The sequence below is a fragment of the Saccharopolyspora oryzae genome (genome assembly GCF_027853915.1).
Classification (GTDB): Bacteria; Actinomycetota; Actinomycetes; order Mycobacteriales; family Pseudonocardiaceae; genus Saccharopolyspora; species Saccharopolyspora oryzae.
Genome location: NZ_JAQGLA010000068.1, coordinates 25177 through 43689 on the forward strand (window position 1 = coordinate 25177; position 18513 = coordinate 43689).

The 18513-nt window shown below is 71.1% G+C and carries 16 protein-coding genes; 3 read left to right on the forward strand and 13 right to left on the reverse strand.

The annotated features are described in order from the left end of the window. Positions 1 to 29: 29 nt before the first annotated feature. Together OU415_RS28860 and OU415_RS28865 are read right to left on the reverse strand one after the other, a co-directional pair. Entirely contained in the window at positions 30 to 917 is an 888-nt protein-coding gene (locus OU415_RS28860; RefSeq protein ID WP_270952497.1) for a crotonase/enoyl-CoA hydratase family protein, read from the reverse strand. Further along, complete coding sequence (locus OU415_RS28865; RefSeq protein ID WP_270952498.1) at positions 914 to 1699, reverse strand: enoyl-CoA hydratase/isomerase family protein; 786 nt, start codon at positions 1697 to 1699, stop codon at positions 914 to 916. Before OU415_RS28865 ends, OU415_RS28860 begins: the two co-directional genes overlap by 4 nt. A gap of 112 nt (positions 1700 to 1811) precedes the next feature. Between OU415_RS28865 and OU415_RS28870 the strand changes: the two genes are divergently transcribed. Further along, positions 1812 to 2504: a histidine phosphatase family protein gene (locus tag OU415_RS28870; protein WP_270952499.1), complete on the forward strand. Its 693-nt coding sequence runs from the start codon at positions 1812 to 1814 to the stop codon at positions 2502 to 2504. 20 nt (positions 2505 to 2524) lie between these two features. Here OU415_RS28870 and OU415_RS28875 read toward each other — a convergent pair whose 3' ends face one another. Genes OU415_RS28875 through OU415_RS28890 form a run of 4 tightly spaced genes read right to left on the reverse strand, consistent with a single transcriptional unit; the run spans position 2525 to position 6479 of the window. Beyond that, positions 2525 to 3481, reverse strand: a complete 957-nt coding sequence (locus OU415_RS28875) for an LLM class F420-dependent oxidoreductase (RefSeq protein ID WP_270952500.1) — start codon at positions 3479 to 3481, stop codon at positions 2525 to 2527. Between the two features lie 15 nt (positions 3482 to 3496). Continuing rightward, positions 3497 to 5029, reverse strand: coding sequence for an acyl-CoA synthetase (locus tag OU415_RS28880; protein WP_270952501.1), 1533 nt, complete (start codon positions 5027 to 5029; stop codon positions 3497 to 3499). 33 nt (positions 5030 to 5062) lie between these two features. Next, entirely contained in the window at positions 5063 to 5710 is a 648-nt protein-coding gene (locus OU415_RS28885) for a PaaI family thioesterase (RefSeq protein WP_270952502.1), read from the reverse strand. 4 nt (positions 5711 to 5714) lie between these two features. After that, on the reverse strand, positions 5715 to 6479 hold the full coding sequence (locus tag OU415_RS28890; protein WP_270952503.1) for a crotonase/enoyl-CoA hydratase family protein: 765 nt from the start codon (positions 6477 to 6479) through the stop codon (positions 5715 to 5717). A 153-nt stretch (positions 6480 to 6632) separates the two neighbouring features. On the opposite strand from OU415_RS28890, the gene OU415_RS28895 reads away from it, so the two are divergent. After that, positions 6633 to 7586 carry a LysR family transcriptional regulator gene (locus OU415_RS28895; protein WP_270952504.1) on the forward strand — a complete coding sequence of 318 codons (954 nt, stop codon included), beginning with the start codon at positions 6633 to 6635 and terminating at the stop codon, positions 7584 to 7586. Here the strand turns inward: OU415_RS28895 and OU415_RS28900 are convergent. The 7 genes from OU415_RS28900 to OU415_RS28930 form a co-directional block, all read right to left on the reverse strand. Next, positions 7498 to 8370, reverse strand: a complete 873-nt coding sequence (locus tag OU415_RS28900; RefSeq protein ID WP_270952505.1) for a LysR family transcriptional regulator — start codon at positions 8368 to 8370, stop codon at positions 7498 to 7500. The two genes, OU415_RS28895 and OU415_RS28900, sit on opposite strands and share 89 nt — an antisense overlap. Positions 8371 to 8437: 67 nt before the next feature. Beyond that, entirely contained in the window at positions 8438 to 9631 is a 1194-nt protein-coding gene (locus tag OU415_RS28905; protein ID WP_270952506.1) for a M14 family zinc carboxypeptidase, read from the reverse strand. A gap of 318 nt (positions 9632 to 9949) precedes the next feature. Further along, on the reverse strand, positions 9950 to 11095 hold the full coding sequence (locus tag OU415_RS28910; protein WP_270952507.1) for an acyl-CoA dehydrogenase family protein: 1146 nt from the start codon (positions 11093 to 11095) through the stop codon (positions 9950 to 9952). Between the two features lie 203 nt (positions 11096 to 11298). Beyond that, positions 11299 to 12432, reverse strand: a complete 1134-nt coding sequence (locus tag OU415_RS28915) for a thiolase family protein (protein WP_270952508.1) — start codon at positions 12430 to 12432, stop codon at positions 11299 to 11301. A gap of 101 nt (positions 12433 to 12533) precedes the next feature. Next, a complete protein-coding gene (locus tag OU415_RS28920) occupies positions 12534 to 14069 on the reverse strand; it encodes an AMP-binding protein (protein ID WP_270952509.1) in 1536 nt (511 codons plus the stop codon). A gap of 29 nt (positions 14070 to 14098) precedes the next feature. Then, positions 14099 to 15415 (reverse strand): MFS transporter, encoded by a 1317-nt coding sequence (locus tag OU415_RS28925; protein ID WP_270952510.1) that lies wholly within the window; start codon positions 15413 to 15415, stop codon positions 14099 to 14101. Positions 15416 to 15600: 185 nt separating this feature from the next. Then, a complete protein-coding gene (locus OU415_RS28930) occupies positions 15601 to 16899 on the reverse strand; it encodes an MFS transporter (protein WP_270952511.1) in 1299 nt (432 codons plus the stop codon). A gap of 456 nt (positions 16900 to 17355) precedes the next feature. On the opposite strand from OU415_RS28930, the gene OU415_RS28935 reads away from it, so the two are divergent. After that, the coding region (locus OU415_RS28935; protein ID WP_270952512.1) for a lytic transglycosylase domain-containing protein at positions 17356 to 18513 on the forward strand (1158 nt) is incomplete at its 3' end.

An 18513-nucleotide genomic window follows, 5' to 3' on the forward strand; every position in this document is an offset into this window, starting at 1 on the left:
ACGATCGCGTCCCGGCGAACCCCGCTCGATCAGGGCGAGCCGGGACGTCGTGGCCAGGGCGGGATGAAATCGGGGTAGTCGGCGCTGACCTTCATGGGGAACTGCGCCGGGCGCTTGGCCAGGAACGCCTCGACGCCTTCCGCCGAATCCGCCGCCGCGCCGAGGTGGTTGATCGCCTTGGAGTCCAGGCGGTGCGCCTCCCACGGCGAGTCGGCGCCGAGCATGCCCCACAGCAGTTGGCGCGATACCGCCACCGAGACGCCGGAGGTGTTGTCGGCGATCTCGCGGGCGATCGCGCGCGCCGTCGGCAGCAGGTCGTCGTCCGGGACCACCCGGGACACCAGGCGTCCGGAAAGTGCTTCCTGCGCGCCGAAAACCCTGCCGGTGGCGACCCACTCCATCGCCTGCGAGATGCCGACCACGCGCGGCAGGAACCACGACGAGGCCGCTTCCGGGACGATCCCCCGGCGGGCGAAGACCAGGCCGAACTTCGCCGACTCGGCGGCCAGCCGGATGTCCGCGGGCAGCATCATCGTCACGCCCACCCCGACCGCCGGACCGTTGAACGCCGCGATCACCGGCTTGCGCGATTCGGCGATGCGCAACGCCACCGTGCCGCCGCCGTCGCGCGGCACGCCGTCGATCTGCCCCGCCGCCCAGCGGGTCGCGGCCCGCTCGTCGTTCGCACCGGCGTTGAACGTCTCCGCGCCCGCGCTCAGGTCCGCCCCGGCGCAGAACCCGCGTCCGGCGCCGGTGACGATCACCGCGCGGACCTCGTCGTCGGCGTCGGCGTCGTCGAACGCGCTGATCAGCTCGTCGCGCATCACGTGGGTGAACGCGTTGAGCTTGTCCGGCCGGTCCAGCATGATCGTGGCGATGCCCTCGGAGACCTCGTAGCTGATCTGCTCGCGGCTCATCGCAGCACCCAATCGCCGGTGAACTCGGGTTCGGTCTTGTTGATGAACGCCTCCTTGGCGGCCTGGCTGTCCGCGGTCGCGAAGTTGATGGTCTGGGCCCGGGCTTCGCTCTCCAGTGCCTCCCGGAAGCTCTGGCTGCCGACGGTGTTCAGCATCTGCTTGCTCTGCGCGAGCGCGATCGGCGGGCCCTGCGCGAGGCGGGCGGCCAGATCGGCGACGTACTCGTCGATCTCGGAGTCCTCCCGCACCGCGGTGACCATGCCGAGCTCGCGGGCCTCGTCGGCACCGATGATCTCGGCGAGCAGCGCCAGCCGCTTGGCCTGCTGCAGGCCGACGATCCGCTGCAGGAGCCAGGATCCGCCGAAGTCCAGGGACAGGCCCCGCTTGCCGAAGATCTGCGAGAACCGGGCGTCCGGGGTGCAGACCACCAGGTCGCAGCCCAGCGCCAGGTTCCACCCGGCCCCGACCGCCACGCCCCGCACCTTCGCCACCGACGGTTTCGGCAGCTCGTGCAGCGCTAGTGCGATCTCGTTGATGCCGTGCATCCGGTTCAGCGGGTGCTGCGGGCCGCGGTCGCCGCTGAGGTCCGCGCCCGCGCAGAAGTCGCCTTCCGCTCCCGTGATCACCAAGCACCGCACGTCGTCGTCGGCCGCGGCTTTCCCGATCGCCTCGTGCAGGCCGCGCCAGGCCGCCAGGTCCAGGGCGTTCTTGCGCTTGGGCCGGTTGATCGTGACCGTCAGAACGGGGCCTTCGTGCGCCACCCGGATCGCATCACTGTCCACTGTGCTCACCCATCGTCTCGGTGCCGGCCGTCGACCGGTCTCGGCGACTTGAAAACCTCTTGGCCTGCTGGAAGGGTCCAGGCGGACCAGTTGCCCAGGGAAGTGAGCCAGCATGTCCGAGGTGGAGTACCGGCAGTCCCGTTTCGCGGTCCCGACCGGGGCCACCGACGTCCTGCTGATCCGGCACGGCGAATCGGCCCCGGCCCGCCCGGACCGGCCGTTCCCGCTGGTCGACGGGCAGGGCGACCCGGAACTGGCGCCGCAGGGCCGGGAGCACGCCGAGCGCGTCGCGCAGCGGCTGGCCGACGCGGGCCTGGACGCGATCTACGTGACCACGCTGATCCGCACCGTCCAGACCGCCGCACCGCTGGCCGCGCGCACCGGCCTGACCCCGCAGGTCGAACCGGACCTGCGGGAGGTGCACCTCGGCGAGTGGGAAGGCGGGCTGTTCCGGCAGAAGACCGCCGAGAACGACCCGGTCATCCAGCGGATGCACGCCGAGCAGCGCTGGGACGTCATCCCCGGCGCGGAGTCCGGGGCGGCGCTGAGCGCCCGCGTCCGCGGCGCGATCGAGCGGCTGGCCGCAGCGCACCCGGACCAGCGGATCGCGGTGTTCACCCACGGCGGCGTGATCGGGCAGGCCCTGGCGCTGGCCACCGGATCCCGCCCGCTGGCCTTCCTGGGCGCCGACAACGGCTCGATCTCCCGGATCGTGGTGACCGCGGACCGGTGGATCGTCCGCAGCTTCAACGACTCCGCGCACCTCGACTCCGATCTCTCCGCACAGGCCGCCGCGCTGAGCTGACCCGTCGGGGGTCTCCCCCGCTACTTCAGGCCCAGCGCGCGGACCGCGTCCGCCGGGTTCCCCTGCGGCAGGACCGCGATCGCCGGGGTGGTGACCCCGTTGTCCACGTACTGCTGGATCCGTTCCCGGCAGTGCTCGGCCGGGCCGTGCACCACCAGGTCGTCGACCACGCTGTCCGGGATCGCCTCCAGCGCCGCCTTGCGGTCACCGGCGTCCCACGCCTGCCACATCGGCGAGAGCTCCTCGCGGCCCAGCCACTCGTGGAAAGCCCGGTACACCGGCACGTTCATGTACGCCGCGATCTGCCGCCGCGCGATACCGCGAGCGGTGTCGGCGTCGGCGTCGGGCATCGCGAAGATGCGGGCCACGACCTCCTTGCCCTCGCCGCCCTCGTGCACGTGCGGGACCACCGCGCGCACGTCGTCGGGCGAGAGCCAGTTGATGATCGCGCCGTCGCCTTCCCGGCCCGCCAGCCGCAGCATCCCCGGCCGCAGCGCCGCGACCAGCAGCGGCGGCGCCGGCTCGGCGACCAGACCGGCGGTGAAGCCCTTGACCTGGAAGGTGTCGTAGGTCTCGGTGACCTTCTCCCCGCTCAGCGCCTTGCGCAAGAACCGCAGCGTGTCGCGCACGCGCTTGTACGGCTCCTCGAACGGGATGTCGTTCCAGCGCTCCACGATCACGTTGGACGAGGTGCCGATGCCCAGCGCGAACCGGCCCGGGGCGGCCGCGGCCAGCGAGGCGGCGCTCATCGCCAGCGTCGCCGGACCGCGGGTGTAGACCGGGACGATCGCGGTGCCCAGCCGCAGCTTCGGGGCCCAAGCGCTGGCCAGCGCGAGCGGGGTGAACGCGTCGGCGCCGTTGGACTCCGACGACCACACGTCCGTGTAGCCCAGGTCCGGCAGTTCGGCGATGAGCTCGCGCTGCTCGGCCAGCGGAATGCCCTGGAACGGCACCGTGATGCCCCAACGTCGTTGCACGAACAGTCCTCCCGATCACGAAGGCGCGTAGCGCGCCTTGAGCTTTCCCTTGACGAGCTTTCCGGTGGGGGTGCGCGGCAGCTCGCTCGCGAAGTCGACGCTGCGCGGCACCTTGTAGTGCGCGACGCGCTGCCTGGCGTAGTCGAGGATCTCCCGCTCCAGGTCCGGTCCCGGTTCCGCGCCGGGTGCCGGTTGCACGACGGCTTTGACCGCCTCGCCCATCTCGGCGTCCGGTACCCCGAAGACCGCGACGTCGAGGATGGCCGGGTGCAGCACCAGCACGTTCTCGACCTCCTGCGGGTAGATGTTCACCCCGCCGGAGATGATCATGAAGGCCTTGCGGTCGGTGAGGAACAGGAAGCCGTCGTCGTCGACGTAGCCCAGATCGCCGACGGTGGCCCAGTTCCCGTGCTCGGGGTGCTTGACCGACCGGGTCTTGTCCGGGTCCCCCAGGTACTCGAAGGGCACCTCGTCCCGTCCGAAGTAGACGGTGCCGACCTCACCGCTGGGCAGCTCGCGGCCGTCCTCGTCGCAGATGTGCACCTCGCCGAGCACCGAACGGCCGACCGAACCGGGTTTGTCCAGCCACTGGGCGGAATCGATCAGCGTCATGCCGATGCCCTCGGTCGCCGCGTAGTACTCCTGCAGGATCGGGCCCCACCACTCGATCATCGCCCGCTTGACCTCGACCGGGCAAGGCGCGGCGGCGTGCACCGCCATCCGGTGGCTGCTCAGGTCGTAGCGCTGCCGGATCTGCTCGTCCAGCTTGAGCATCCGGACGAACATCGTCGGAACCCACTGGCTGTGCGTGATGCCGTACTCCTCGATCGCCCGCAGCGCGCCCTCCGGGTCGAAGCGCTCCATCATCACCACGGTTCCGCCGATCGCGTGCACCGAGGCGCTGTAGCGCAGCGGTGCCGCGTGGTAGACCGGTGCCGGGGACAAGTAGACGGTGTCCTCGGTGAACCCGTAGAACGCGCTCAGCAGGTCGACCAGCACGTTGCCGGGTTCGTGCACCTGGCGATCGGGCAAGTTGGGCTTGATCCCCTTGGGACGCCCGGTGGTTCCCGAGGAGTACAGCAGGTCCGCGCCGCACGGCTGCGAAGCGGGAACTTCGGTCGAGGCTGCGGCCAGCGCTTCCTCGTAATCGTCGAAACCCAGCACCGCACCACCGAAAGCCAGCCGCAGCCCGACGGTCACCTGCTCGGCGACCGCCTCCGCCAGCTCGGCCAGCCCGGCGGACACCAGCAGCGCGCTGGCACCCGAATCGTTGACGATGTAAGCGACTTCTTCGGGTTGCAGGTGGCTGTTGACCGCGCAGACGTACAGTCCGGAGCGCAGCGCGGCCCAGTAGACCTCGAAGGCCTCCGGGGAGTTGTCGCTGAGCAGCGCGACGACATCGCCCTTGCCCAGCCCCGCCGCGCGCAGCTGGTTGGCCAGCCGCAGCGACCGCTCGTCGAGTTCGCGGTAGGTCAGGCGCCGACCGGATCCGGCCATGATCAGCGCGGGCCGGTCGGGGTGGGTAGCGGCGTGGACTCCTGGGTACATGCGGCTCCTCCTTGAACCATCGGCACCCGCTGATCACCTCGAGAGGCGCTCCAACTCCCCGAACAGCCGCTTGGACTGCTCGGCGCTGGGCACCACGAAAACGCCCTTGGCCTCCACCAGCACGGTGTCGGGGTCGTCCTCGGTGCTGATCGTGGCGATCGACTCGGTCCACCGCCCGTCGACGTTCTCCAGCCGGCCGACGATGCGCAGCGGCGTCTGCAGTGGGACCGGACGCCGGTAGCGCAGTTCGAGCTTGACCGTCATGCCGTGCTTGCCGCGGGTCGAGTGCGCGTGGCCGAGGATCTGGTCCACCAGCAGGGCGCTGATGCCGCCGTGCCCGTAGCTGGGCGGTCCCTCGTAGGCCAGGCCGAGCGTGCAGCGGCCGATCGCCGCGCCGTCGACGATCTCCACCCGCATCGGCGGTGCGATCGGATTCCCCGGGCCGGATGCCGGGTTGTACATCCGGCGCGCGCGCTGACCACCGTCCACAGTGGCCGGTTCACCGCGTTCGCGGCGGGCCGCGGCCAGCGGTGGGACCAATGCGCGGACCTGTTCGGCGAGTTCGGTCAGGGTCTCGGTGTCGACCTCGGTGGACACCGCGGCGTCGGTCAGCTCGCGCAGCGCGGCACCGAGCTCCCGCACGGCCCGACGGCGCTGCGCCTGGTCGTCTTCAGCGGTCACCGGTTCACTCACCCCGCCAGACCGGCTTGCGCTTCTCGGCGAACGCGCGCGCCCCTTCCTGGGCGTCGGCGGAGGCGAACACCGGAGACGAGATCTCGCGCTGCTGGGCGAAGGCCTCGGCGTCGGTCCACCGCACCGCACCGGAGACGATCTGCTTGGTGGCGCGGATCGCCAGCGGCCCGTTCGCCGCCACCCGCGCGGCCAGCTCCCTCGCCCCGTTCAGCGCCTCGCCCGGCTCGGTGATCTTGTTGATCAGCCCGTGCGCGTGGGCGACCTCGGCGGTCAGCGGATCGCCGGTCAGCGCGACCTCCATGGCCAGCTGGTACGGCAAGGTCTTGGGCAGCCGCAGCAGACCACCGGCAGCGGCGACCAGACCTCGCTTGACCTCGGGCAGCCCGAACTTGGCCTCCCGCGAGGCGACGATCAGGTCGCAGCTGAGCGCCAGCTCGCAGCCGCCGGCCAGGGCCCAGCCCTCGACGGCGGCGAGCAGCGGTTTCGACGGTGGCCGCTCGGTGACGCCGCCGAATCCCCGACCCGGGATGGAGGGGCGCTCGCCGCGGGTGAAGGCCTTGAGGTCCATGCCCGCGCAGAACGTGCCGCCCGCGCCGGTGAGGATGCCGATGACCGCGTCAGAGCGCTCTTCGAGCTCGTCGATCGCGGCGGCCAGGCCCTCGGCGACCGAGCGGTCCACCGCGTTGCGGGCCTCGGGCCGGTTGATCGTGATGACGGCGACGCCGTCGGCGATCTCGGTCAGGACGCTCTCACCCACGCTGCATCTCCTCCGGTCTCGAGCCAAGGCCGCCCCAGTATCCCGCTCGCGGCGACCCAGGTCCAGACCGACCGGCCGGTATGATCCAGACCAAACCCCGCACGCACCCATAGCCCGGACCAATGCACCGCCACCGGGTCGTATCCTTCCGGGGTGGACCTGCGGCTGGTGGAGTACTTCGTTGCGGTGATCGACCACGGGAGCGTCACCAAGGCCGCGCAGTCGCTGTACATCGCGCAGCCGTCCCTGTCGCAGGCCATCCGGAGCTTGGAGCGCCAGCTCGGGGTGCAGCTGTTCCGCCGCACCGGGCGCCAGCTGGTGCTCACCCCCGACGGCGAGGCGTTCGCGACGCCCGCGCGCCGCATCCTCCGCGACGTCGAGCGCGCACGCAGCGCCGCGCGCGACGTGCTCGCGCTCAGCAGCGGCCAGCTCGACATCGCCGCGCTGGCGACGCTGGCCGCCTACCCGCTGCCCGAACTGGCCGGCGAGTTCCACCAGCGCCACCCCGGTGTGCTGCTCAACGTCATCGACCCCGGCGGCTCGGCCCGCGTGGTCGACGAGGTGCGACGCGGGCGCGCCGAGCTCGGACTGACCACGCTCCCCCTGCACAGCACCGGGCCCCGCGGCTCCTCGCTGCGCACCCGCGAGCTCCACACCCAGGAGATCGTGCTGGTCCTGCCCCCGGAGTTGGCCGCGCAGCTGCCCGACCCGGTGCCGCTGTCCGCGGTGGCCGGCATCCCGCTGGTCCTGGAACTGGGCGACACGCTCAGCCTGGTCGACGACGTGCTGGACACCTCGGCGCTGACCGTCGCCGTGGAGTCGGCCAACCGGCAGTCGATCTGGGACCTGGTCGCGCACGGCGCGGGCGCCACGTTCCTGCCCCGCAGCCTGGCCGAACGCGAACTGCAGGGCGTGGTCCTGCGCTCCACCACACCGGAACTGCGGCGCAGCATCGGATTCGTGCACCGCCCGGGACCGCTGTCCCCCGCCGCGGAGGCGTTCCTCGCCGTCGCCGGGGTCAGCGCGGAGTCCGAGCCATCCGCAACAACGCCCGCCCCGCAGGCGACAGAACAGCGGGGTCGTAGAGCACCCCGTAACCGAGGCTGATCGGCGGATCGACCGCCCGCACGATCGCCCCGCGCGCGGCGGCCTGCTCGGCCATCGGCCGGGCGAGCACGGTGCCCCCGACCCCGGCCAGCACGAACGGCAGCATCGACTCCCGGTGCTGCACGACCGCCGACGGCCGGGTGCGCTTGCGGGCCGCACTGAGCGCCCTCTCGATGGCAGCACGGCCACCGCTCTTGGGCACGATCACCAGCGGCAGGTCCGGGAGTTCGGCCAGCGGCAGCGGATCCTTCGCCGACACCTCCGTGCCCGGCGGGAAGACCAGCCAGTACTCGTGCCGCCCCAGCTCCTCCACCTGCAGGTCCGAGGCCGGAACGGGCAGGTTGGTGAACACGATCTCGCAGTGCCCCTCGCGGATCAGCGAAGCACCGGCCTCCTCGTCGCGCAGCTCTGCCAGCCGCAGCGAAACGTTCGGGTAGCGCTGCCGGAACCGGCCGACGAGCTGCGCCACCGGATGCACCGCCAGCGCAGCCGCGACGTGGATGTCCAAGCGCCCGCGCGGCAACCCGGCGGCATCGACCAACGTGCCCTCGGCGGCTACGACGTCCCGCAGGATCTGCCGGGCCGGACCGACGAACGCCTGACCGGCCGAGGTCAGCACCATGCCGCGGCCGATCCGGTGGAACAGCTCGACCCCGAGGTCGCGCTCCAAACCGCGGATGGCCTGCGACACCGTGGGCTGCGCCAGCTGCAGCGCGCTCGCCGCAGCGTTGATGCCGTTGTGATCGACGACGGCCAGGAAGTACTCGACCTGGTGCAACTCCACCGGGGCAGCCTAGCCTGCGCTGCGGGCGCGAAAACCGGTCGCAGCCGGTTTCCGCGCCCGCACGCGATCAGTCCGTCACCCTCGTGTCCCAGCCGTAGTCGGGTAGCGCGAAGAAGTCGTTGCCGCTGACGCGGTCGACCTCACCGGAGGCCATCGCCGCGATCAACGACTCGACGCCGGTCCGCACCGACTGGATGAGCATGCCGTGCTGCTTCTGACCGAGGTCGTCCTGCTGACCGCGGACCTCGAACAGCACCGTGGCCGAACCGTTCAGCGCGAACGCCGAACGCCCCTGGCCCGCGTACTCGCGCTCGTCCGGGTGCAGGTACCGGCCCACCCCGGCCAACGGCGACTGGGAGCCGTAAGCGGCCTGGATGCCGCGCGCCACGGACAGCGCGTAGCGGCGGGACTTGTCCTGGTCGAGCAGCGGGAACTTCTCCTTGTACGCCGCCCCGTCGTTGACGCCGAGCGGCGGGTAGTCCAGCGACACCGAGATGAGCTTGCCGTCCTGCGGCCCACCGGTGGTGCGCCCGCACGGGCCCATGTGGTGCAGGTCCACCACCGCGTCGACCGCACCGAACTCATCGCGCAGCGACAGGTAGGTGTCGCGGATCGCCTGCGACTCCGGGGCCAGGAAGAACCCGGCGTCGGTCTGCTTTCCGGGCAGGTCCTCCGGCCGCGGCACGTAGTTCAGGTCGGGGTTGAAGTCCCGGTTGAGGTCGAAGCCCGGCAGGTCGATCCCGTCGCCGTTGGGGCTGTGGTACCAGGCCGTGGGAGCGCCGGCCAGCTGCGGGTGGTCGGCCACCACCTGGTCCCAGCCGTACACGTTCATGCGCCGGTTCAGCTCCCCGCCATCGGGGTTCACCATCGGCATCGCCACCAGCGTGACCTGCGACAACAGCTGCTCGGTCGCGGCATCCCGGCTGGTGCCGAGATCCCGCAGGATGCCGAGCAGCGCTTCGGTGCCGGTCCGCTCGTTGCCGTGGATGGCGCTCTGCACCATCAGCACCCGCTTGCCGGTCCCCACGCGCGCGGCCCACAGCTCGCGCCCCTGCTTGGTGGTGCCGACCTGCTTCACGCCGACCCGGCCGTTCGAGGTGGCCTCGATGTCGCGCAGGGTCTTGCCGAGCTCGGCGTGGGAGGTCCACCCCTCCCACTGCGGATCGTCGAAGATCCTGCACTGCCCCTGGTCCGGCCCCTCCGGAGGATCCGCCTGCACCGGTGCGGCGAGTCCGGTCATCGCAGCGGAACTGACCGCCACGCAAGCCAACGAAGCTCTCCAACGCGGAATTCGACTCACAGTCGCACATCTCCGTTCACGAGTTGCAAGCTGCGGGGCCCGAACCCGGCGCACCGATCCCGCCGAGTTCCGGGCACATCGCACTGCTGGGGAAGCCGAGGGCGGGGAACGTCCTGGGCCGAGATCGCAGCAGGACAGTAAGTTCCCGTCAGAGCGGCGTCAATTGCCCAGAACGGACGCATTTCCGGTCCGACCGAGAGATCCCGTTGGGCTCGGGGGCTTGCGGACGCGCGAACGGGCGCTCCTCGCCGCCAGGACGAGGAGCGCCCGGTAATCGCGTCAGAGGCCGAGGTCCTTGGCGATGATCGTCTTCATCACCTCGGTGGTTCCGCCGAAGATGCGGGTGACGCGGGCGTCGGCGTACATGCGGGCGATCGGGTACTCGAGCATGTAGCCGTAGCCGCCGTGCAGCTGCAGGCAGCGATCGACCACTGTGGACTGCAGTTCGGTGCAGTACACCTTGACCTTCGCCGCGTCCGCCGCGGTCAGCTCCCCCGCCTCCTGCTCGTCCAGCGCGCGGTCCAGCAGCGCCCGCCCGGCCTCGATCTGCACCGCGCACCCGGCCAGCTCGAACTTGGTGTTCTGGAAGCTGCCCACCGTCTTGCCGAAGACCTCCCGCTCGCGCACGTAGTCCAACGTCGTGCGCAGCGCGGCTTCCGCCGCGGCCTGACCGGACACCGCGATGCCCAGCCGCTCCTGCGGCAGGTTCGCGCTCAGGTACTGGAAGGCGCGGCCTTCCTCGCCGAGCAGGTTCTCCGCCGGGATGCGCACGTCGTCGAAGAACAGCTCCGCGGTGTCCTGCGCCTTGAGCCCCAGCTTCTCGAGGTTGCGGCCCCGGCTGAAGCCGGCCATGCCGCGCTCCACGACCAGCAGCGACAACCCGTCCCTGCGGTTCTCGCCCTGCCCGGTGCGGGCCACCACGATCACCAGGTCTGCGTTGTGCCCGCCGGTGATGAACGTCTTGGCGCCGTTGAGCATGTAGTAGTCGCCCTCGCGGGTGGCGGTGGTGGCCATGCCCGCCAGGTCCGACCCGGTGCCGGGCTCGGTCATGGCGATGGCGCTCATCAGCTCGCCGCTGGCCAGTCCCGGCAACCAGCGCTTCGCCTGCGCCTCGTCGCACAGCGAGATGAAGTACGGCACGACCACGTCGGTGTGCACCTTGAACCCGCCGAGCGAAACCCCGGCGCGCGAGGTCTCCTCGGTGATGACGGCGTTGAACTTGAAGCTGCTCGTCCCGCCGCCGCCGTGCTCCTCGGGCACCTGCAACCCGAGCATCCCGACCGCTCCGGCCTTCTGGAACAGCTCGCGGGGCACCATCCCGGCCCGCTCCCACTCGGCGAAGTGCGGCACGACCTCCTTGGCCAGGAAGTCCCGCACCACCTCGCGAAACGCCTCGTGTTCCGCCCCGTAAGCACTGCTGCGCATCCGCCCCTCCTCATCCGCTGTCTTCGCAACACTCGCCCGGAACCACCCGAGCGCCCGGCAACCTCTCGCTCCGCCACGCAATTTCAATGGAAATTGGACGTGCGATTTCCATTGAATTTTGATTCCCGTCCGGTAACCGCGAAGCACGGTGAGGTTCCGCCACCCGCACCGCCACGCAGAACGAGTCTGGAAAACCTCAACGCTCAGAGCAGTTCGAGGATGGTGGCGTTGGCCATGCCTCCGCCTTCGCACATCGTTTGGAGGCCGTAGCGGATTCCGTTGGCGCGCATGTGGTGCACCAGGCGGGTCATCAGCACCGCGCCGGATCCGCCGAGCGGGTGGCCGACCGCGATCGCCCCGCCCAGCGGGTTCAGGCGTGCCGGATCGGCTCCGGTCTCGGCCAGCCAGGCCAGCGGAACCGGCGCGAACGCCTCGTTGACCTCGAACGCGCCGATGTCGTCGATGCCGAGCCCCGCCTTGCGCAGGGCCTTGTGCGTGGCCGGCCACGGGGCGGACAGCATCATCACCGGGTCGTCGCCCGCCAGCACCGCCGTGTGCACCCTGGCCATCGGCCGCAGGCCGCGCTCGCGGGCGATGTCGCTGGTGGTGATGAGCAGCGCCCCGCTGCCGTCGGAGATCTGCGAGGCGTTGCCCGCGGTGACCACACCGTCCTCGCGGAACGCGGTCTTGAGCTTGCCCAGCGATTCCAGGCTGCCACCCCGGCGAACGCCCTCGTCGGCTTCGAGTTCCGGCAGTTTCACCAGCTGTCCGTCCAGCGCTCCGGAGTCGATCGCGGCGGCGGCCTTCGCGTGCGAGGACAGCGAGTACTCGTCGACCTGCTGGCGGGAGAAGCCCCACTTCTCGGCCACCATCTCCGCACCGATGCCCTGGTTGAAGCCCTTCACGCCGTAGCGGTCCAGCACCGAGTCGGGCAGCACCTTGTCCACGCCCTTGCGCGCGAAACCCATCGGCACCCGGCTCATCGACTCCACCCCGCCGGCCACCGCGATGTCGTAGTAGCCCGCGAGGACCCCGGCGGCGGCCGCGTGCACCGCCTGCTGGCTGGACCCGCACTGCCGGTCGACCGAGGTGGCGGGCACCGATTCCGGCCAGCCCGCGGCCAGCACGGAGGTCCGCGCGATGTTGCCCGCCTGCTCTCCCGCCTGGCTCACGCACCCCCACACCACGTCGTCGACGTCGCCGGGTTCGACCCCCGCGCGCTCCACCAGCTCGTTGAGCACGCGCGCGGACAGGTCCGCCGGGTGGATCCCGGACAGCGCGCCGTTGCGCTTGCCGACCGGGGTGCGCACGGCTTCGACGATGACTGCGTCCCTCATCTGCTTCTCCTGTCTGGGAAACGGCGGGCCAGGACTCGAATGAACCACCACTGCCCGGCTGCGGGCAAAGACCGGGCGTGGAACGTTGGGATAGGCCGCGCCTATCCGCCCCAGTACGGCGCGCGCAGTTCGCGGCGCAGCAGCTTGCCGGAGTCGGTGCGCGGCAGGTCCGGGGTGAGCTCGATGCGCCGCGGGACCTTGAACCCGGCCAGGCGCTCCCGGCAGTGCTCCGCCAGCCGGTCGACCAGGCCGTCCGCGACGTCCGGGGCGGGTTGCACGATCGCCAGCACGGACTGGCCCCACTCCTCGTCCGGCACTCCGATGACCGCCGCGTCGGCCACCTCCGGGTGCGCCAGCAGCGCCGCCTCGACCTCGGCCGGGTAGATGTTGACGCCGCCGGACAGGATCAGGTCGGTGCGCCGGTCGCACAGGAACAGCCAGCCCTCATCGTCCAGGTAGCCGATGTCGCCGACGGTGATGAGCTCCCCGTGCCGGGCGCCCGCGGTCTTGTCCGGGTCCTTGAAGTACTCGATCCCGGTGATGCCGCTGCGGAAGTACACCGCGCCGACCTCGCCCGCGGGCACCTGTTCGCCCTGCTCGTCGAGGATCTGGACTTCCGCCGCGGACAACGGGAATCCGACCGTTCCGGGCCGGTCGAGCCACTCCGCGGAGCGCACCGCGGTGACCGATCCTTCGGTGGCGCCGTAGAACTCGGTGAGCACCGGCCCCAACCACTCGATGCAGCCGCGCTTGACCTCCACCGGGCAGGGCGCGCCCGCGTGCACCACGCTGCGCAGGCTCGAGGTGTCGTAGCGGTCGCGCACGTCGGCGGGCAGCCGCAGCAGGCGGTGCAGCACGGTCGGCACCGTGAACGTCGTGGTCACGCGGTGCTCCTCGACGAGCCGCAGCACCTGTTCCGGGGTCGCCCGCTCGCTGAGCACGACGGTGTGGCCGAAGTTGAGCCCGATGAAGGCGAAAGCGGCGGGTGCGGCGTGGTACAGCGGCGAGATCACCAGGTGCACGCCGGGACCGGGCTCGATGTCCAGGCGCCCCATGAAGTCCAGGTAGTGCGGCGGGACCTGCGGCGGCCGACCGGTGAGCGCTCGCCGCACGCCCTTGGGACGACCGGTGGTGCCGGAGGTGTAGAGCATGAGCTCCCCGGCCGTCCGCTCGTCCGGTGCGGTGCGCGGCTGACCGTCGAACAGCTCCTCGTAGTCCCGCCAGCCGGGCGAGCCGCCGACGGCGAACCGCATCCGCTGCGGTATCCCCGCGGCGTCCATCGCCGGGCCGCACTGCGCGGTCAGCGCCGCGTCCACGACGACCAGGTCCGCCTCGCAGTTCTCCGCGATGTAGGCGATCTCCGGTTCGGCGAGGTGGTGGTTGATCGGGGTGAAGTACAGCCCGGACTGCCAGGTGGCCAGCCGCAGCTCGAAGAACGGCAGTCCGTTGTGGACGACGGCGGCCACGCAGTCCCCCGGCCGCAGCCCGAGCTCGCGGAAGGCGTGCGAGAGCTGGTTGGCCCGCTCGGCGAGCTGGGCGAAGCTCACCGAGCGCCCTGCCAGGTCCACCACCGCGGACCGGTCCGGATCGGTGCGGGCGATGTTGAACAGACCCAGTTCGCCGAGCGCGACGGGCATCTTCGACCTCCTCGATCAGAGAACCGCGGTCAGGAGCGGACGCCACCGAAGATCCGGCGGGCATCGCGATCCGGGTCGACCAGCAGCGCCATCACCACACCTCCGACGAGCACAGCCACGCCGAACAGCTGGAAGGCCTGCGCGTAGCCGGCACCGGGCGTCGGCGCGACGTCCACCAGAGCACCGGTCAGCGCCGGGGCGAACAGGCCGGAGAGCGTCTGCAGCGCGAGGAAGAAGCCGAGCGCGCCGGGCTGCTGGCGGGTCGGGCTGATCTGCGACACCACCGCGTTCATCACCGGCAGCGACACCACCATGAACCCGTAGGCCACCACCACGACGGCGACCGCTGCCCAAGCGCCACCGATGTAGGGCAGCGCGGCCAGCAGGCCACCGCCGATCAGCAGCGAGACGGCCGGGACCAGGCCGCGCTGGACGCGGGCGCTGGAACCGCGCGAGACCATCCGGTCGGTCAACCAGCCGGCCCCGACCATGCCGATCATGCCGGTGATGCTGGGCAGCCCGAACATGCTGCCCGCCTGCACCCGGCTGAACCCGAGGCCCACCTCGAAGTAGGACGGCAGCCAGGTCAGCACCACCGACACCATCCCGTACACCATGAAGGTGCCGATCGCGCCGCCGATGAAGCTGCGGCTGAGCGCGATCTTGCGGAACGGCACCCGGATCCCGGTGTCGGACTGCTGCTCGGCGGTCTTGCCGCGCGGTGTCGCGTAGGGGCCTTCGCGGCCGATCAGCAACCAGGCGACGCACCAGACCACGCCGACCAGCGCCAACGTCACGAACGCCGCCCGCCAGCCCCAGGCCACCACGATCAGCGTCAGCACCGGGGCCACCGCGATCTTGGCGATCGACGCACCGGAGGACAGCCACGCCGAGGGCAGGCTGCGCTTCTCCTTCGGGAACCACTCGAAGGTCCCGGCGTTGGCCATCGCGGTCGCCGGACCTTCCGCCGCTCCCAGCGCGATGCGGCTCATCAGCAGCGCCGCCCCGGTGGCCGACAGCAGCACCGGGACCTGCGTCAACGACCACAGCACGGCGAGACCGAGCAGCACCCACTTCGTCTTGACCTTGTTGGCCAGGAACCCGACCGCCACACCGCTGATGCTGTACAGGAAGAAGAACGCGCTGCCGATGAAGCCGATCTCGGCGCTGCTGAGCCCGAGGTCCGCCTTCAGCGGCTGGGCGACGATGCCGAGCACAGCCTTGTCCGCCCAGTTGACGATCATGAACAGCACGAGCATCGCGGTGATGGTCCAGGCCATCGCCGGGCGGAAGACCGGTGGTGCCGCGGGTGCGGCCACCGCGTGGTCCAGGTTGCCAGCGGTCATGCGGACCGTCCCTTCGCCAATGGCCGGATCGGCTACGGTGCCGCCGGCTCCGGCAATTCAACGAGACGCCCATCACACGGTCAAAGACGCCGATCTGAACGCACGAATAGGCAACCGCTATCGATGCAGAACCGCTCGTGAGCGGCGATGGTGGCTCTCACCACCATCGCCGCTCACGAACCGGGTCAGCCGAGGATGCGCCGGGCGTCGCGTTCCGGGTTGACCAGCAGTGCGGTGGCGATGCCGCCGACCACGACGGCCAGGCCGAAGACCTGGAAGGCCAAGGCGAATCCCTCGCCCGGCGACGGCGCGACGTCCACCAGCCAGCCGGTCAGCGCCGGGGCGAACAGCCCGGACGCCGACTGCAGCGCGAGGAAGACGCCCAGCGTCCCGGCCTGCTGGGCGGGCGGGCAGATCTGCGACACCGCCGCGTTCGCCAGCGGCAGCGCGACCGTTCCGACGCCGTACCCGAGCACCACCGCGGCGATCGCCAGCGTCGGCGATGCGAGGTACGGCAGCAGCGCGAGCAGCAGACCGCCGATCAGGAGCCCGACCGCGGGGACCAGGCCGCGCTGCACCCGGGCGCTCGAACCGGCCGCCACGCGCCGGTCGCTGAACCACGAGACCACCAGCATCGCCGTCATGCCCGAGATGCTCGGCAGGCCGAACATCGCCCCGGCCTGCAACCGGTCGATGCCCAGCCCGACCTCGAAGTAGGACGGCAGCCAGGTCAGGATCACCGACACCAGCCCGTACATGGTGAAGGTGCCGATGACGCAGCCGACGAAGGTGCGGGACAGCGCGATCTTGCGGAACGGCACCCGCTGCACCACCGACGCGGCATCGACCTTGCGCCCCAGCGGTGCGGCGAACGGCCCCTGCCGTCCGATCAGCGCCCACGCCAGCGCCCACACGACTCCGGCCAGCGCCAGGACCACGAAGGACGCACGCCACCCCCACACCGCGACGATCAGCGCGAGCAGCGGTGCGATGGCGATCTTGGCGATCGACGCTCCGGAGGACAGCCACGCCGACGGGAAGCTGCGCTTCTCCTTCGGGAACCACTCGAACGCCCCGGCGTTGGCCAGCGCGCCCGACGGCCCTTCGGCCGCGCCGAGCCCGATCCGACTGATCAGCAAGGTGGCGAAGCTGGCCGACACCAGCACCGGCACCATCGTCAGCGACCACAGCGCGGCCAGCGCGAACAGCACCCACTTGGTGCGGACCCGGTTGCCGATGAACCCGACGGTCAGCCCGGTGATGCTGAACAGGAAGAAGAAGGCGCTGCCGATGAACCCGACCTGCGCGGAGGTCAGCCCGAGCTCCTCCTTCAGCGGCTGGGCGGCGATGCCGAACACCGTCTTGTCGGCCCAGTTGACCACGATGAACAGCACCAGCATGCCGGTGATCACCCAGGCCATCACCGGCCGGTGTACCGGCGCTGCGGTGCTGGGTGCAGCTTCGTGCACTCTGTCGACGGACATGCGCGGTCCCTTCGGCGGGAATGGGAGTGGTGATCGCGGTACCGGGCGATCGGGTGATATGCGGCGAACCGCCGCCCGCCCATTGAACGAGACCTGGATCACACCGTCAAAGAGCTAGCCGCTAACGCACCGATAGCCCACCACTATGGACAGCACACCTGGCGAAAATGGCTTCGTTTCAACTTATTTCGCAGAACAAAGCACAAGGACGGTCCCATCGGCCGTGTTCGGCCACCGCCTGGGGAGGACCCGCTCGACGAAAGTCGTGATGCCGATGGCACAGCACCGCACCGGCTCCGCGATCAGGGCTCGAGGGCCGATCAGCCGATGAGCGTTCACCCCTTCGGCACAACCTCGCGGCCTCCCAGTGTTCGCCTTCCCGACCACGTCTGGTGGTTCACAACGTGATCTCCATCGGGCAAGGTCGAGCGCCGAGTTGTGTGGAGGTGACGGGGTTTGGGCCAGTTCAACCGCGGTGAGCGGTTCACCGCAGTGACGACCGGTCTGCTCGTGGCACTGGTCCCAGCGCTGGCGCTGGGCGGCGATGCCCTGGTGCAGGAGGTCGACAGCGCCCGCGCGGCACCGCAACTGCCGCCGGGCGTGGGGATCAACGGCGAACTGCCCGCCGAGGAGGAGCTCAGCCCGGAGTTCCTGGACGAGGTCCGCACCGAGCAGGACCTGGCCGACCGCGCCGAACCCGCGGACCTGGGCCCGACCGGTCAGCTCGGCATCCCCGGCACGGTCCTGGCCGCCTACCAGCGCGCCGACCGGACGTTGGCCGCCACTGCTCCGAGCTGCGGTCTGCACTGGTCGGTGCTGGCCGGGATCGGCCGCATCGAGTCCCACCACGCGCGGTCCGGCCGGGTGGACACCAACGGCAAGACCGTGTCGCCGATCCTGGGGCCCCGGCTGTCCGGCGGACCGGGGATCGCGGCCATCGCCGACACCGACGGCGGAACGCTGGACGGCGACGTGACGTGGGACCGCGCGGTCGGCCCGATGCAGTTCATCCCGTCCACCTGGCGAAGCCACGCGGCCGACGGGAACGGCGACGGCGCCCGCGACCCGCACAACGTCTTCGACGCGACCCTGGCTTCGGGCCGGTACCTGTGCGACGGCGGCGGCAACCTGCGCGACCGCGCCCAGCTGGCCGCGGCGATCTTCCGCTACAACCACTCGCAGGAATACGTCCGCAACGTGCTCGCCTGGGCGGACGCCTACGCCCGCGGCGTCATGCCGACCCCCAACGACACGAGCATCCCGCGGGACGCCGCGCACCTCGCCTTCGCACCGGGCTCCCCGCCCGGCGCCCCGCCGCCCATCGCTCCGCAAGTCGCCGGAGCCCCGGTACCCGCCCCGGCCCCAGGAGCGGCTCCAAGCCCTGCCCCGGCGAGCCCGCCGGCACCCGCACCTCCGCCGCCGGGCGGCACTCCCCCGCCCCCGCCGCCGAACGACCCGCCGCCACCGCCACCTCCGCCGCCACCGACGACTGTGCAGCCGCCCCCACCCTCGGACCCACCGCCCCCGTCGGTGCCGCCACCCCCGTGCGAGCCGCCGCCGCCGTCGGTACCGCCACCCAGCTCGGAGTCTCCGGCGACCGCCCCCGCTGAGCCG

What these genes read in the sequence shown, in the direction of transcription:
- OU415_RS28860 (WP_270952497.1), bottom strand. Translation starts at nt 917, where the DNA reads ATGAGCCGCGAGCAGATCAGCTACGAGGTCTCCGAGGGCATCGCCACG.
- OU415_RS28870 (WP_270952499.1), top strand. Translation starts at nt 1,812, where the DNA reads ATGTCCGAGGTGGAGTACCGGCAGTCCCGTTTCGCGGTCCCGACCGGG.
- OU415_RS28880 (WP_270952501.1), bottom strand. Translation starts at nt 5,029, where the DNA reads ATGTACCCAGGAGTCCACGCCGCTACCCACCCCGACCGGCCCGCGCTG.
- OU415_RS28910 (WP_270952507.1), bottom strand. Translation starts at nt 11,095, where the DNA reads ATGCGCAGCAGTGCTTACGGGGCGGAACACGAGGCGTTTCGCGAGGTG.
- OU415_RS28915 (WP_270952508.1), bottom strand. Translation starts at nt 12,432, where the DNA reads ATGAGGGACGCAGTCATCGTCGAAGCCGTGCGCACCCCGGTCGGCAAG.
- OU415_RS28920 (WP_270952509.1), bottom strand. Translation starts at nt 14,069, where the DNA reads ATGCCCGTCGCGCTCGGCGAACTGGGTCTGTTCAACATCGCCCGCACC.
- OU415_RS28925 (WP_270952510.1), bottom strand. Translation starts at nt 15,415, where the DNA reads ATGACCGCTGGCAACCTGGACCACGCGGTGGCCGCACCCGCGGCACCA.
- OU415_RS28930 (WP_270952511.1), bottom strand. Translation starts at nt 16,899, where the DNA reads ATGTCCGTCGACAGAGTGCACGAAGCTGCACCCAGCACCGCAGCGCCG.